We start from the raw sequence: 12,966 nt of genomic DNA, 5'->3' as shown, positions 1-12,966 counted from the left end.
CTAGGCTCGACCGCACACCGCACGACCCGCACAGCACCCACAGCATCGCCCGAGAGGATCCCCCGCATGCACCGCACCCGCGCTGCCCTCGCCTCGCGCCGACACCGCGCACCGCGCCGCGCCGCCGTCGCCCTGCTCACCGGCCTGACGGCCGCCGCACTCATGCTGTCCGCCTGCAGCGGCTCCCCCGCACCCGCGGGCAGCAGCACGGCGGGAGCCGTCGACGCGAACGCGACCCTCACCGTGGGCCTCGTGCTCGAACCGTCGAGCCTCGACATCCGCCACACCAGCGGCGCCGCACTCGAGCAGGTACTCGTCGACAACATCTACGAGGGCCTGGTCAGCCGCACGCAGGACAACAAGATCATCGACCGGCTCGCGAAGAGCCACGACGTCTCGTCCGACGGCCTGACCTACACCTTCGTGCTGAACGACGGCATCACGTTCCACAACGGTGCGAAGCTCACCTCGGCCGACGTCGCCTGGTCGCTGCAGACCGCCAAGGACGACAAGACCGTCCAGGGCCACGCCGACCTCGCCGGCGTCGCGTCGATCGAGGCGAAGGACGACAAGACCGTCGTCATCACACTCACGCAGCCCAGTCAGAACTTCCTGTTCAGCCTCACCGGCTCCGCCGGGCTGGTGTTCCAGAAGGGCGACGCGACGGATCTGCAGGCCGCCGAGAACGGCACAGGGCCGTTCACGCTCACGCAGTGGAAGAAGGGCGACTCGCTCTCCTTCGCGCGCAACGACACCTACTGGGGCACGAAGGCGGGCGTGAAGAGCGTCGTCTTCGACTACATCCCCGATTTCACCGCCGGTGTGAACGCCGCGCAGAGCGGCACGCTGGACGTGCTCACGGCGGTCGACGCCAACCTCGCGCCGCAGCTGGACGGCAGGTTCGCCATCACCAAGGGCCGGACCACCGACAAGGGCACCCTCGCGTTCAACAACGCCAAGGCGCCGCTGAACGACCAGCGCGTCCGCGAGGCGCTGCGGCTGGCGATCGACCACAAGGCGCTCATCGAGGCGCGCGGCGTCGGAACGACCCTGTACGGTCCCATCCCCCAGCTCGACCCCGGCTACCAGGATCTGTCCAGCACGGCGCCCTACGACCCGGAGAAGGCCAAGGCCCTGCTCAAGGAAGCGGGGCAGGAGAACCTCGCGCTCACCCTCACGATCCCCTCCTTCTACGGCAGCACGGTTCCCCAGCTGCTCACGAGCGACTTCAAGAAGGTGGGCGTAACCCTGAAGGTGAACTCCGTCGAGTTCCCGGCATGGCTGGACACCGTCTTCACGAAGCACGACTACGACCTCAGCTTCGTGCTGCACGTCGAGCCTCGGGACTTCGGCAACTTCGCCAACCCGGACTACTACTTCGGGTACAACAACCCCGAGGTGCAGAAGCTCTACGCCCAGTCGCAGACCGAGCTGGACGCGAAGAAGTCCGCCGACCTGCTCTCCCAGGCCGCCGAGATCGTCGCCAAGGACGCCGCCGCTGACTGGCTGTACGAGGATCAGACGCTGACCGCGGTGCGTCCCGGGGTGAACGGCTTCCCGAAGGACTCGATCAACTCGCGGCTGGACCTGCGCGGCGTCACCGTCGCCAAGTAGCCTCAGCCCTGTGCTCAGATACGCGCTCACCCGGGGGGCCCTGCTCATCGCGGGGCTCCTCGTCGCGAGCGCGTTGATCTTCCTCGCCCTGCGGGTCTTCCCCGGTGACGTTGCACAGCTGCTCGCCGGGGACAAGGCGACGCCGGCGCAGGTCGACGCGATCCGCACCGCCCTGGGACTCGATCAGCCGCTCGTGCTGCAGTACCTCGGCTGGATCGGGGGCGTGCTGCACGGCGACCTCGGCACGTCGCAGCTGAACGGCGCCTCCGTCGCGGCCGAGCTCACTCAGAAAGCCCAGGTGACCGTGCCGCTCGCGACGCTGTCGCTGCTGGTCGCCCTCATCATCGCCGTGCCCCTCGGCATCGGATCGGCCCTGCTGCGCGGGCGGGCCGCCGGTACGGCGCTGAACACGGCCGCGCAGGCGGTGGCCGCCGTCCCCGTCGTCTGGGCGGGGATGATGCTCGTCGTGGTCTTCGCCGTGTGGCTGCGCTGGCTGCCGGCGCAGGGCTTCCCCCGCGGCGGCTGGGCGGATCCGGGCGCGGCGCTGCAGGCGCTCATCCTTCCCGCGCTCACGATCGGCGCCATCGAAGGGGCCCTGCTGCTGCGCTTCGTGCGCAGCGCGACCCTTCAGGCGGCGTCGCAGGACTTCGTGCGCACCGCCGCGGCGAAGGGCCTCACCCGCAATCGCGCACTGCTCCAGCACGGACTGCCCGCGGTCGGACTGTCCATCATCACCGTGCTCGGCATCCAGGTGGCGGGCATCATCGTCGGATCCGTCGTGGTCGAGCAGCTGTTCACGCTGCCGGGGATCGGCCGCATGCTCGTCGCCGACGTGGGCACACGCGACCTCGTGAAGGTGCAGGGCGAGCTGCTCGTGCTCACCGGGATGGTGCTCATCATCGGCTTCGTGGTCGACCTCGTGCACCGTGCGCTCGACCCCCGACAACGGGAGGCCGACGAATGATCGCCCTGCGCCGGCTCCGCTCCTCCGCTGCGGGCCTGTTCGGTCTCATCGTCGTCGGCGCGATCCTCGTCACCGCCGGTGTCTCGCTGCTCTGGACGCCGTTCGACCCGCGCGCCACCGATGTCGCCTCCCGCTGGCTGGCCCCGAGCTGGCCGCATCTGCTCGGCACGGATCTCACCGGCCGCGACATCCTGAGCCTGATCATGGCCGGATCCCGCACGACCGTGCTGGTGGCGATCGGCGCCGGGCTGATCGCCACCCTGATCGGTCTCGCGCTGGGTGCGCTCGGCGCGCTCACCGCGCGCTGGCTCCGCGAGACCGTGGCCGTGCTCGTCGATGTGCTCATCGCATTCCCCGTGCTGATCATTGCGATGCTGATCTCCACGGTGCACGGCGGATCGCTCTGGGTCGTGGTCTGGGCCGTCGGGATCGGTTTCGGCGTCAACGTCGCCCGGGTCACCCGCCCGGAGCTGCGACGCGTGCAGCACAGCGACTTCGTGGTGGCCGGTCGCGCCTCCGGTCTGACCCCGTTGCAGAACCTCGTGCAGCATCTGCTGCCCAACATCGCCCCCGTCTTCATCGTGCAGCTGAGTTGGGCCATGGCAACGGCGGTGCTCGCCGAGGCGGGATTGTCGTACCTCGGCTTCGGAGCCTCCGTGGTCGACCCGTCCTGGGGCGTCTTGCTGGCCGACCTGCAGCGCTACATCCAGATCCACCCGCTGACCGTGGTGTGGCCCGGACTCGCGATCACGATCACCGTGCTCGCGTTCAACCTGCTCGGCGACGCGCTGCGCGACGCGACGGACCCCACGCTGCGGACCGGCCGGCGCCCGTCGAATCGGGCCCGCGCCGGCCGACCGCGCCTGCCGGAGGTGACCGCATGAGCCTCGTGGTGACCGATCTCGTCGTCGAGATCGACGGCCGCAGGGTCGTGGACGGCGTGTCGTTCGCCGTGCCGGACGGCGGGCGCCTGGGGCTCATCGGCGAATCCGGATCCGGCAAGTCCCTCACGGCGCTCGCCATCATGGGTCTGCTGCCCGACGGCGCCGCCGCGTCCGGCAGCGTGCTCTGGAACGGCCGGGAGATCCTGAACCTGCCCGACCGCGAGCTCGCCGGGATCCGCGGGGACGAGATCGGCATGGTCTTCCAGGAGCCGCGCACGGCCCTCAACCCGATCCGCTCGATCGGCCGTCAGATCGCCGAGACGATCCGCATCCACGAGCGCATCGACCGGCGCACAGCCAGGATCCGCGCGATCGCAGAGGCAGCCCGCGTCGCGCTGCCGGATCCTGAGCGCATCGTGGACCGCTACCCGCATCAGCTGAGCGGCGGCCAGCGCCAGCGCGCGGCGATCGCGATCGCCCTCGCCGCTCGCCCGCGCCTGCTCATCGCGGACGAGCCGACGACCGCCCTGGACGTCACCATCCAGGCCGGTGTGCTGGCGCTGCTGCTGTCGCTCGTGGAGTCGGACGGGATGTCGCTCGTGTTCATCACGCACGACCTCGCCGTGCTCGCGCAGGTCGCCACGCACGCGGTCGTGCTGGCCGACGGCCGGGTCGTCGAGTCCGGACCGCTCGAGACCCTGCTGACCGCGCCGGCGTCGCCGATCACGCAGGGGCTGCTGCGCGACGCGACGGCGACGCTGTGGCGCGGAGAGGAGGACGGATGAGCGACGCGATCTCCGCGCCGGACGATGTGCCGGGCTCTCGACACGATGAGCCGCTGATCCGCGCACGCGGACTGCGACGCGAATACCTCGCCGCGCGGAAGGAGCCGTTCGTCCGCCGCGCGCGCAGCGTCGCCCTGGACGATGTGGACCTCGATGTCGCCCCGGGCAGCGCACTCGGCATCATCGGCGAATCCGGATCCGGCAAGTCCACGCTGATCCGGCTGCTGCTGGGGCTCGATCGCCCGACCTCCGGCACTGTGCACGTCGACGGACGGCCGGTGGACGCGTCGGCTTCGGCGCGAGCGCTGCACTGGCTGCGGCGCGAGACGGGACTGGTGTTCCAGGATCCGTACGCCTCGCTGGATCCGCGCCAGTCGGTCGGGCGGATCGTCTCGGAGCCGCTGCGCGCGCTCGACATCGACGGCGATCACCGTGCCATGGTCGCCGAGGTGCTCGACCGCGTCGGACTGGCTCCTGAGACGGCGGCGCGCCACCCGCACGAGTTCTCCGGGGGCCAGCGTCAGCGCGTGGCCCTGGCCCGGGCCATCGTGCACCGACCGCGGATCCTCATCGGCGATGAGCCGCTGTCGGCGCTGGACGTCACCGTGCGCGCGCAGATCCTCGATCTGCTCCGCGAGCTCAGCAGCGACGGCATGACCCTCGTGCTCGTCTCGCACGACATCGGCGTGGTGCAGAACCTGTGCGACGACGTCGCCGTGATGAAGAACGGCCGCATCGTCGAGCACGGCCGCACCACACACGTGCTGCACCACCCCGAACAGGACTACACCAGGCGGCTGCTCGCCGCGATCCCGGTCATCCCCGGGCGCTGAGCGTCAGAGCGACTTCTGCAGGAACAGCACGTCCAGGGTGCGGCCGAACTTCACACCGACGCCCTTCAGGTGTCCGGCGTCCACGAAGCCGTAGCGGCGGTGCAGGGCGATCGAGGCCCCCGCCGCCGTGGGCTCGATGACCGCGATGAGTTCGTGCAGTCCCGCCCGTGCCGACGCGTCCAGCAGGGCCTCCAGCAACGCCTTGCCGAGCCCGCGACCCGCGGCGTCGGGACTCAGGTAGATCGTGTTCTCGGCGCTGAACCGATAGGCCGACTTCGCGCGCCAGTGCTGGGCGTAGGCGAAGCCGAGCACTGTGCCGGCGACGTCCACCGCCACGAGGAAGGGCAGGCCCGTCTCCGCGAGGAGCGTGAGCTTGTGCTCCCAGACCGCCAGCTCCGTCTCCTCCTCGTCGAACGTCACGGTGCTCGTGCGCACGTAGTGATTGTAGATGTCGCGGATCGCGGCGAGGTCCTCCGCCTCGGTCGGGCGGATCCTCGCCCCGTGCCCGGGCAGGGCCGCCGCATCGGACCGCGGGACGGGCGGGGTGTCGCTCATGCGATCCTCCAGTCGACGGGGACGGCGCCCTGCTCCTCGAGCAGCGCGTTGACCCGGGAGAACGGCCGGGAGCCGAAGAACCCGCGGCTCGCCGACAGTGGCGACGGATGCGCGGAGGCGACGATCGGGGTCGTGCCGAGCATGGGCCGCAGTCCCTCGGCGTCCCGGCCCCAGAGCACCGCGACAAGGGGAAGGTCGCGGCCGACGAGGGCGCGGATGGCGAGCTCGGTGACCTTCTCCCAACCCCAGCCGCGATGCGAGGCGGGCGTTCCGGGGCGCACGGTGAGCACCCTGTTCAGCAACATGACGCCCTGATCGCTCCACGCCGAGAGATCGCCGTGTGCGGCGGGCGCGATGCCGAGGTCCGTCTCCAGCTCGCGGTAGATGTTGCCGAGGCTGCGGGGCAGCGGACGCACCTCGCGATCCACGGCGAACGACAGGCCGATCGGATGCCCCGGGGTGGGATACGGATCCTGGCCCACGATGAGGACCTTGACATCGGCCAGCGGGCGGGTGAAGGCGCGCAGCACGTTCTGCCCGGCCGGGAGATAGCCGCGGCCGGCGGCCGTCTCGGCACGCAGCCGATCGCCGAGCTCGGCGACGAGCGGCGCGACGGGTGCCAGCGCCTCGGCCCAGCCCGCATCGAGCCGGCCGCTCGCTGCGAGCTCGGCGAGCGTCTTCGGCATCAGAGCGCCGCCCGATCGCTGGAGACGGTCACGCCGTCGGATCCGGGGAACACCCGCCAGACGCTGCCGGCCCCCGCGATCCGCAGGCCCTCGGCGTCGGCGATGAGCACGGTGCTCTCGTCGATCCCGAGCCCGCCCTCGATGGCGCCCGCCTCGGTGGCGGCGATCAGGCGGCTGAGTGTGCCCCACTGCGCCACGTGCACGTCGATCGATACGTCGACCAGGCCGATTCCGGGGACGACGGTGATCTCGTCGAGGTCCTCCGCGGTCTCCTCCGGGGCGATCGCGACCTCACCGATCCGCCAGCCGCCGAGGATCGCGCGCTCGGCGGCGATCATCGCGCCGGCCGAGAAGCCGAGATACGGCGTGCCGCCCTGCACCGCGGTGCGGATGACGTCGTAGCCCGCTTCGAGGGCCGCGTGATAGGCCGGGGTCAGCCCGCCGCCGATGACGATCGCGTCGACGCCGTCGAAGACGCCCGGATCCACGAGGTCCGCCAGCCCGACGGTGACGACCGTCGCATCGATGGGCTTCGCCCCGTCGGCGGTGAGCGCGTCGAGAAGATCGCCCGCATGCTTCGTCGATGCGTCTTCCCGTACGGTCACGACTACGACGGATGGCCGCTCACGTCCCGCCGCGACGGCCATCGCCGTCGCCTCGGCGGTGAACGGTGCGAAAGCGGCACGACCGAAGCCGCCGCCGACCAGATGCACGCCCATGGTCAGTCCTCTCCGCGCGGGCGCAGCGGCCCGCGCGCGAGCAGGTGCGCGGCGGCCTGAGCCACCGGGCGGATCACCACGAGGTCGAGGTTCACGTGCCCTGGCGCGTTCAGGGCGTAGGCGATCAGGTCGGCCACGTCCGCCGCGACCAGCGGCGCCTCGACGCCCGAGTAGACGGCTTCCGCGGCGACCTCATCGCCGCCGAGACGCCGCAGGGCGAACTCCTCGGTGTGCACGAGACCCGGCGCGATCTCGGTGACCCGGATCGGCTCGCCGTTGAGTTCCTGGCGCAGCACCTGCGGGATCATCGACTCCGCCGCCTTCGCCGCGTTGTACCCGGAGCCGCCCGGATACGACTGGCGGGCCGCGGTCGAGGTGAGGAACAGCAGGTCGGCGTGTCCGCCGCCTGCGGCAGCGGCGCGGAGCTGCGGCAGCAGGGCCGCGGTGAGCTGCTGCACGGCGAGCACGTTCGCCTCGAACATCCAGCGCCACTTCTCCGCGGATCCGTCCTCGACCCGCTCCGTGCCGCGAGCGCCGCCCGCGACGTGCACGACCGCATGCAGCGGGCCCGTCTGGGACAGGTGCTCCGCGAGGCCCGCGATCTGGTCCGCATCCGTGAGGTCGGCCGCATACGCCGTGGATCCGGTCTCCGCGGCGAGCGCCTGCAGGCGGTCCTCGCGTCGTGCGACGCCGACGACATCCCAGCCGCTCGCCCGCAGCGCCCGTACCGTCGCCTCGCCGATCCCGGTGCTCGCCCCTGTCACCACCGCGCGTCTGCTGCTGTGGAGACCGTCGTTCATCGCGCTGTTCGCCATGCGTCAACGCTACGGGATCCCCGGACGCGCTTCGACGATCGTCCATGGTCGACGTCGCGCCCGGATCCGCGGGATCACGCGGCCCATCCCTGTTACGTCACATTTCCGCGGTCTTGTTGACAGGGGCGGCGGGTTCGTACTCTCGATGCAACGCCACCGGTCCTCGCACCCGTCGAGAGGCCGCGGCCACTGCCCTGCGACGCGGTTCGGTGTCGCTCATCCTGAAGGAGACACTCATGACCGCTGCGGAGAACTGGCGCTTCGAGACCAAGCAGATCCACTCCGGTGCCGCCCCGGATCCCGTCACCAAGGCGCGCGCCACGCCGATCTACCAGACCACCTCGTACGTGTTCGACAACGCCGACCACGCGGCGAACCTGTTCGCTCTGGCCGAGTTCGGCAACATCTACACCCGCATCCAGAACCCGACCCAGGATGTGCTCGAGCAGCGTCTCGCCGCTCTCGAGGGCGGCACCGGCGCGCTCGTGCTCTCCTCGGGCCAGGCCGCGTCCACCTTCGCGATTCTCAACATCGCCCAGGCCGGCGACCACTTCGTCTCGAGCTCCTCGATCTACGGCGGCACCTACAACCTCTTCAAGTACACGCTCGCCAAGCTCGGCATCGACGTCACCTTCGTCGAGAACCAGGACGACATCGAGGAGTGGCGCCGCGCGGTCCGCCCGAACACCAAGCTGTTCTTCGCGGAGACCATCGGCAACCCGCAGATCAACGTCCTCGACATCAAGGGCGTCGCCGACGCCGCGCACGAGGCGGGCGTGCCGCTCATCGTGGACAACACGATCGCGACCCCCTACCTGATCCGCCCGTTCGAGCACGGCGCCGACATCGTCATCCACTCGGTCACCAAGTTCCTCGGCGGCCATGGCACCACCATCGGCGGCGCGATCATCGACGGCGGCAAGTTCGCGTGGTCGCAGAACGTGGACAAGTTCCCCGGTCTCACCGAGCCCGACCCCTCCTACCACGGCGCCAGCTACACCGCGGCGGTCGGCGACGGCCTGGCCTACATCATCAAGGCCCGCGTGCAGCTGCTGCGCGACCTCGGATCCGCAATCGCACCGCAGAGCGCCTGGAACCTCATCCAGGGCATCGAGACGCTGTCGCTGCGCATCGAGCGCCACGTGCAGAACGCGCAGGAGATCGCGGAGTGGCTGGACGGCCGCGACGACGTCGCCAGCGTGAACTACTCGGGCCTGCCGACCTCGCCGTGGTACGCCGCCGCGAACACCTACGCCCCCAAGGGCGTCGGCGCGGTGCTCTCGTTCGAGCTGAAGGGCGGCGTGGACGCCGGCCGCGAGTTCGTGAACAGCCTCACCCTGTTCAGCCACCTCGCGAACATCGGCGACGTCCGCTCGCTGGTGATCCACCCGGCCTCCACCACGCACGCGCAGCTCACGCCCGAGCAGCAGCTCACCGCGGGTGTCACCCCGGGCCTGGTCCGCCTGTCCGTGGGCCTCGAGAACATCGAGGACCTCAAGGCCGACCTCGATGCGGCCCTCGCTGCCGCGCGCAAGGTCTCCGAGGCCGCCCGCGCCTGACGCCGGGCCCTGCTCCTATCGAAGGGCTCAAGAGACGAAACCGCCCCCGGATCACGCGATCCGGGGGCGGTTCCGTTCATCCGGGCACGTCCTCCTCGCTCCCCTCCGCCCATCTCCGCCGAAACCCCCATCTGCCGCCGATACCCCACGGGACGATGTATTCCCGGGGGGTCTGGATGGTGCGTGGGGGTATCGGCGTGGGAACGGGGCGCAGCGGTCCGGGTCCGCACAGGCATGTGACTCGCGAGAAAAGTGCACCGATCACGGCGGAGCGCCGCACGATGACAGCGATGCGGGCACGCTGGCGGGATGACATTCGACGTGCTCGGCGCTCGCGCGGCGCATCCGCTGCTGGGATCCGTGGATCGGCTCACGCCGGCCCGCGCGCGGGCACTGCTGCTCTCGCGCCACGAACTGATCGCGACCGGGCACACAGAACGCGACCTCCGCGCGCTCGAGGCCGCCAAGCGCCTGATCCGGGTGCGCCGCGGCCGCTATGTCCATGCTGACGACTGGGCTGTGCTGTGGAACGAGGAGCGGCATCTGCTCGACGTGATCGCCGCGCACCGGAACGCACCTTTGCCGGGGCTGGTGTTCTGGGGACCGTCGGCAGCGGTGTTGCATGGGCTGCCGTTGTACCGTTGGCGTCCCGAGCAGGTGCATGCCATCGTCCTCGGCGCACGGCACACGCGCGCTCGGGCGCGACTCATGCTGCACGATGTGGCGGTCGATCGGGCGGAGATCACGAACGTCGACGGCATCGGGTGCACGACGGTCGACCGCACCGTCCTTGATCTGCTCTGCGGCGCCTCGGCCGAAGTCGGGCTGTCCGCCGCTGACGCCGCCCTGCGCAGTGAGGCTGTGCAGCGGCACGAGCAGGATCCGGAACTCGCGGCCGCATGGCGAGCGCGAATGGGCGAACGCACCGGTCGGATCCATGTCCGCGGAATCCGCAAGGCGCGGGAGCTCATCCGGTTCGCCGATGGTCGTGCGCAGCTGCCCGGGGAGAGCGTCAGCAGACTTCATCTGCTTCGGCTCGGCTTCCGACGTGTGCCCCTGCAGACACCGGTGCGCGGCCCGGAGGGCGAGGAGTTCTGGCTCGACTTCGCTTTCCCCCGCTGTCACGCGTTCGGCGAGTTCGATGGCCAGGGCAAGTACCGGGATCCGCGGCTGCGAGGCGGTCGGGAGATCGAGGAGATCGTGCTCGCCGAGAAGGACAGGGAGGACATCGTCCGCGGCGTCACGGGATGGCGCACGGTGCGATGGGGTTCCCCGCACATCCGCACCTCCGACACTCTCGGCGCTCGGCTGCATACCTTCGGGGTCCACCCACCGACCTGACGCTCACGCCGCCCTGCACAGTGCAGGTGTCCACGCAGCACGGCCCCTTCAGTGTCGGCACGCCGGCAGCCTCGCCGCACGCACCTGCACCGAGACCCCCACGTAGCGTCGATACCCCCACGGGATGACACATCCTGGTGGGGGTCTCGGCGGCATGTGGGGGTCTCGGCGACAGGAGAGCGGCAACCCGCAACGGGCCCGCCGCCGCGCCCCGATCCGTAACCTTCGGCGCCCACCCGCCCGCACCCGGGAGAATGGACCCATGGACTGGCAGACGACCTCGGAGGACACGGTGCCCTCGGCGCGCGTGTCGGAGGCGGACGCCCGCCTGCTGCGCGCCCGCCCGCCGTCCACGGGCGCCTGGCGGGACGGGGATCCGGCCGGCGATCGCCGGTTCGAGGCGTTCGGGCCGTTCCGCACCGAGGGCGGTGGCGAGCTGCCGCTGATCCGGCTCGCGTACGAGTCCTGGGGGACGCTGAACGAGGCGCGCGACAACGCGATCCTCATCCTGCACGCGCTCACCGGAGACAGCCACGTCGTCGGCGAGGCGGGCCGCGGACACGCGACCAGCGGCTGGTGGGGCGAGATCGTCGGCCCGGGCTGCGCGATCGACACCGAGAAGTGGTTCGTGATCGCCCCGAACATGCTGGGTGGGTGCCAGGGATCCACCGGTCCCGCGAGCATCGCGCCGGACGGCTACGAGTGGGCCTCGCGCTTCCCGTACCTCACCATCCGCGACCAGGTCGCCGCCCAGGTGCTGCTCGCGGATGTGCTCGGCATCGCACGCTGGGGTGCGGTGATCGGCGGATCCATGGGCGGCATGCACGCCCTGGAATGGGCTGTCGGACACCCCGAGCGCGTCGAGCGGCTCGCGATCCTGTCCTCTCCCCCGGTGACCACCGCCGACCAGCTCGCGCTGAACTTCGTGCAGCTGGAGACGGTCCGGATGGATCCGCGCTTCGCGGGCGGCGAGTACTACGACGCACCCGTCGGTGAGGGTCCGCACCGCGGCCTCGCCCTCGCGCGGCGGATGGCTCTGCTGAACTACCGCAGCCCGATCGAGCTGAACCAGCGGTTCCAGCGCTCCTGGCAGTCCGACGTGTCTCCGCTCGGCCAGGGCGGTCGCTACGCGGTGGAGAGCTACCTCGACTTCCACGGCAACAAGTTCACCCGCCGCTTCGACGCGAACAGCTACCTGACGCTCGTGGAGGCGATGAACTCGCACGACATCGGCCGCGACCGCGGCGGCGTCGAGGACGCCCTGAAGCGGGTGACCGCCACCGCGCTCGTGCTCGGCATCGACACCGACCGGCTGTTCCCCGTGGACGGCCAGCACCGCATCGCCCGGGGCATCCCGCACACGCTGGATGGCAACGAGGCTGTCGTGCTCGCCAGCGACTTCGGCCACGACGGGTTCCTCATCGAGACCGACGATGTTGGCATGCATCTGGAGCGGCTGCTCCGCGCCTGAGCGACGAACGACGGCCCCTGCGGAATCAGCCCCGCTCGTACCGCCACACCGGCTTCTCGGCGACGAGCCGGTCGCGCGCGCCGGGCGCTCCCCCGGCGAGCTCGTCGCCGTCCCAGTAGAAGATCGTGCCGGTCTCGGTGGGCTCCATCCGCGTCCGGAACACCGCGGGATCGGGCAGGCGGGTGAGGGCGAACGCGTCTTCCACCGTGGTCGCGCCACGCAGCGCGTGCAGCGTGCGCCAGGTCGGCGGCATGAGCGCGATCTCCCCGGCGTCCCTCGCGGCGAGCGCGGCCTCCGGTGCGAACCAGCGCATGTCGGCCACTTCGTCCTGCGCGGCGATCTCCCCTGTTCCCGGATCCGCCGCGAGGAAGAACCAGGTCCGTACGCGCTTCGGGATCCCCGCCGGCGGCACCCAGCACGAGAGCAGCACGAGACGGTCGAGCACCAGACCGACCTCCTCGACGGTCTCGCGCAGCGCGGCGCGTCCGGCGTCCTCGCTCTCCTCCGCACCCGCGACGCGGTCGCCGGGCTCGAGCATGCCTCCGGGGAACACCCAGGCTCCTGCGAACGAGCCGCGGTCGGGTCGACGCATGAGCAGCACCTCGATCCCGTGCGTCGCGTCGCGCAGGATCACCGCGGTGCCCGCGACGGGCAGGTCGTCGTCCTCGGCCGAGCTCATCCGCCCATGCTAGGACGCACCGGGGCGCCTCACCCGCGGCGGCGCCGCGATCGAGGGCGAA

13 protein-coding genes are annotated in these 12,966 nt (G+C 70.8%); 8 read left to right on the top strand and 5 right to left on the bottom strand.

Going from position 1 to position 12,966, the window contains the following annotated elements; genetic code table 11:
• The first annotated feature begins 66 nt into the window (after positions 1 to 66).
• Genes LXM50_RS07335 through LXM50_RS07315 form a run of 5 tightly spaced genes read left to right on the top strand, consistent with a single transcriptional unit; the run spans position 67 to position 5,080 of the window.
• Positions 67 to 1,614 carry an ABC transporter substrate-binding protein gene (locus tag LXM50_RS07335; protein WP_233310649.1) on the top strand — a complete coding sequence of 516 codons (1,548 nt, stop codon included), beginning with the start codon at positions 67 to 69 and terminating at the stop codon, positions 1,612 to 1,614.
• A gap of 10 nt (positions 1,615 to 1,624) precedes the next feature.
• The gene (locus tag LXM50_RS07330) at positions 1,625 to 2,578 is read left to right on the top strand and encodes an ABC transporter permease (RefSeq protein WP_233310648.1); all 954 of its coding nucleotides are present in this window, start codon (positions 1,625 to 1,627) and stop codon (positions 2,576 to 2,578) included.
• Positions 2,575 to 3,462 (top strand): ABC transporter permease, encoded by an 888-nt coding sequence (locus tag LXM50_RS07325; RefSeq protein WP_233310647.1) that lies wholly within the window; start codon positions 2,575 to 2,577, stop codon positions 3,460 to 3,462. The genes LXM50_RS07330 and LXM50_RS07325 overlap by 4 nt, the downstream gene beginning before the upstream one ends.
• Positions 3,459 to 4,247 (top strand): ABC transporter ATP-binding protein, encoded by a 789-nt coding sequence (locus LXM50_RS07320; RefSeq protein WP_233310646.1) that lies wholly within the window; start codon positions 3,459 to 3,461, stop codon positions 4,245 to 4,247. Before LXM50_RS07325 ends, LXM50_RS07320 begins: the two co-directional genes overlap by 4 nt.
• Positions 4,244 to 5,080 (top strand): ABC transporter ATP-binding protein, encoded by an 837-nt coding sequence (locus tag LXM50_RS07315; RefSeq protein ID WP_233310645.1) that lies wholly within the window; start codon positions 4,244 to 4,246, stop codon positions 5,078 to 5,080. The genes LXM50_RS07320 and LXM50_RS07315 overlap by 4 nt, the downstream gene beginning before the upstream one ends.
• A 3-nt stretch (positions 5,081 to 5,083) precedes the next feature.
• On the opposite strand, the gene LXM50_RS07310 is transcribed toward LXM50_RS07315, so the two are convergent.
• From LXM50_RS07310 to LXM50_RS07295, 4 genes are read right to left on the bottom strand one after another with little or no spacing between them, the layout of a single operon-like run.
• Entirely contained in the window at positions 5,084 to 5,635 is a 552-nt protein-coding gene (locus LXM50_RS07310) for a GNAT family N-acetyltransferase (protein ID WP_233310644.1), read from the bottom strand.
• Complete coding sequence (locus LXM50_RS07305; RefSeq protein ID WP_233310643.1) at positions 5,632 to 6,321, bottom strand: uracil-DNA glycosylase; 690 nt, start codon at positions 6,319 to 6,321, stop codon at positions 5,632 to 5,634. The genes LXM50_RS07310 and LXM50_RS07305 overlap by 4 nt, the downstream gene beginning before the upstream one ends.
• Positions 6,321 to 7,040, bottom strand: a complete 720-nt coding sequence (locus LXM50_RS07300) for a Type 1 glutamine amidotransferase-like domain-containing protein (protein ID WP_233310642.1) — start codon at positions 7,038 to 7,040, stop codon at positions 6,321 to 6,323. The genes LXM50_RS07305 and LXM50_RS07300 overlap by 1 nt, the downstream gene beginning before the upstream one ends.
• A gap of 2 nt (positions 7,041 to 7,042) precedes the next feature.
• Complete coding sequence (locus tag LXM50_RS07295; protein WP_233310641.1) at positions 7,043 to 7,855, bottom strand: SDR family oxidoreductase; 813 nt, start codon at positions 7,853 to 7,855, stop codon at positions 7,043 to 7,045.
• 236 nt (positions 7,856 to 8,091) lie between these two features.
• On the opposite strand from LXM50_RS07295, the gene LXM50_RS07290 reads away from it, so the two are divergent.
• The 3 genes from LXM50_RS07290 to LXM50_RS07280 all read left to right on the top strand — a co-directional run bounded on the left by LXM50_RS07290 (position 8,092) and on the right by LXM50_RS07280 (position 12,226).
• A complete protein-coding gene (locus LXM50_RS07290) occupies positions 8,092 to 9,414 on the top strand; it encodes a bifunctional o-acetylhomoserine/o-acetylserine sulfhydrylase (RefSeq protein ID WP_233310640.1) in 1,323 nt (440 codons plus the stop codon).
• A 309-nt stretch (positions 9,415 to 9,723) separates the two neighbouring features.
• Positions 9,724 to 10,755 (top strand): hypothetical protein, encoded by a 1,032-nt coding sequence (locus tag LXM50_RS07285; protein WP_233310639.1) that lies wholly within the window; start codon positions 9,724 to 9,726, stop codon positions 10,753 to 10,755.
• 262 nt (positions 10,756 to 11,017) lie between these two features.
• Positions 11,018 to 12,226, top strand: coding sequence for a homoserine O-acetyltransferase (locus LXM50_RS07280; RefSeq protein WP_233310638.1), 1,209 nt, complete (start codon positions 11,018 to 11,020; stop codon positions 12,224 to 12,226).
• Positions 12,227 to 12,251: 25 nt separating this feature from the next.
• Here LXM50_RS07280 and LXM50_RS07275 read toward each other — a convergent pair whose 3' ends face one another.
• On the bottom strand, positions 12,252 to 12,905 hold the full coding sequence (locus tag LXM50_RS07275; protein WP_233310637.1) for an NUDIX hydrolase: 654 nt from the start codon (positions 12,903 to 12,905) through the stop codon (positions 12,252 to 12,254).
• Between the last annotated feature and the right edge of the window lie 61 nt (positions 12,906 to 12,966).

Origin of the sequence: Microbacterium sp. Au-Mic1, assembly GCF_021341785.1 — a bacterium.
Classification (GTDB): Bacteria; Actinomycetota; Actinomycetes; order Actinomycetales; family Microbacteriaceae; genus Microbacterium.
This window is presented reverse-complemented; position numbering and strand designations above follow the sequence as displayed.

Bases quoted from the DNA above. Each gene is read 5' to 3' on its own strand.
- LXM50_RS07320 (WP_233310646.1), top strand. From the start codon at position 3,459: ATGAGCCTCGTGGTGACCGATCTCGTCGTCGAGATCGACGGCCGCAGG.
- LXM50_RS07290 (WP_233310640.1), top strand. From the start codon at position 8,092: ATGACCGCTGCGGAGAACTGGCGCTTCGAGACCAAGCAGATCCACTCC.
- LXM50_RS07285 (WP_233310639.1), top strand. From the start codon at position 9,724: ATGACATTCGACGTGCTCGGCGCTCGCGCGGCGCATCCGCTGCTGGGA.
- LXM50_RS07315 (WP_233310645.1), top strand. From the start codon at position 4,244: ATGAGCGACGCGATCTCCGCGCCGGACGATGTGCCGGGCTCTCGACAC.
- LXM50_RS07295 (WP_233310641.1), bottom strand. From the start codon at position 7,855: ATGGCGAACAGCGCGATGAACGACGGTCTCCACAGCAGCAGACGCGCG.
- LXM50_RS07310 (WP_233310644.1), bottom strand. From the start codon at position 5,635: ATGAGCGACACCCCGCCCGTCCCGCGGTCCGATGCGGCGGCCCTGCCC.
- LXM50_RS07305 (WP_233310643.1), bottom strand. From the start codon at position 6,321: ATGCCGAAGACGCTCGCCGAGCTCGCAGCGAGCGGCCGGCTCGATGCG.
- LXM50_RS07275 (WP_233310637.1), bottom strand. From the start codon at position 12,905: ATGAGCTCGGCCGAGGACGACGACCTGCCCGTCGCGGGCACCGCGGTG.
- LXM50_RS07300 (WP_233310642.1), bottom strand. From the start codon at position 7,040: ATGGGCGTGCATCTGGTCGGCGGCGGCTTCGGTCGTGCCGCTTTCGCA.
- LXM50_RS07325 (WP_233310647.1), top strand. From the start codon at position 2,575: ATGATCGCCCTGCGCCGGCTCCGCTCCTCCGCTGCGGGCCTGTTCGGT.
- LXM50_RS07280 (WP_233310638.1), top strand. From the start codon at position 11,018: ATGGACTGGCAGACGACCTCGGAGGACACGGTGCCCTCGGCGCGCGTG.
- LXM50_RS07335 (WP_233310649.1), top strand. From the start codon at position 67: ATGCACCGCACCCGCGCTGCCCTCGCCTCGCGCCGACACCGCGCACCG.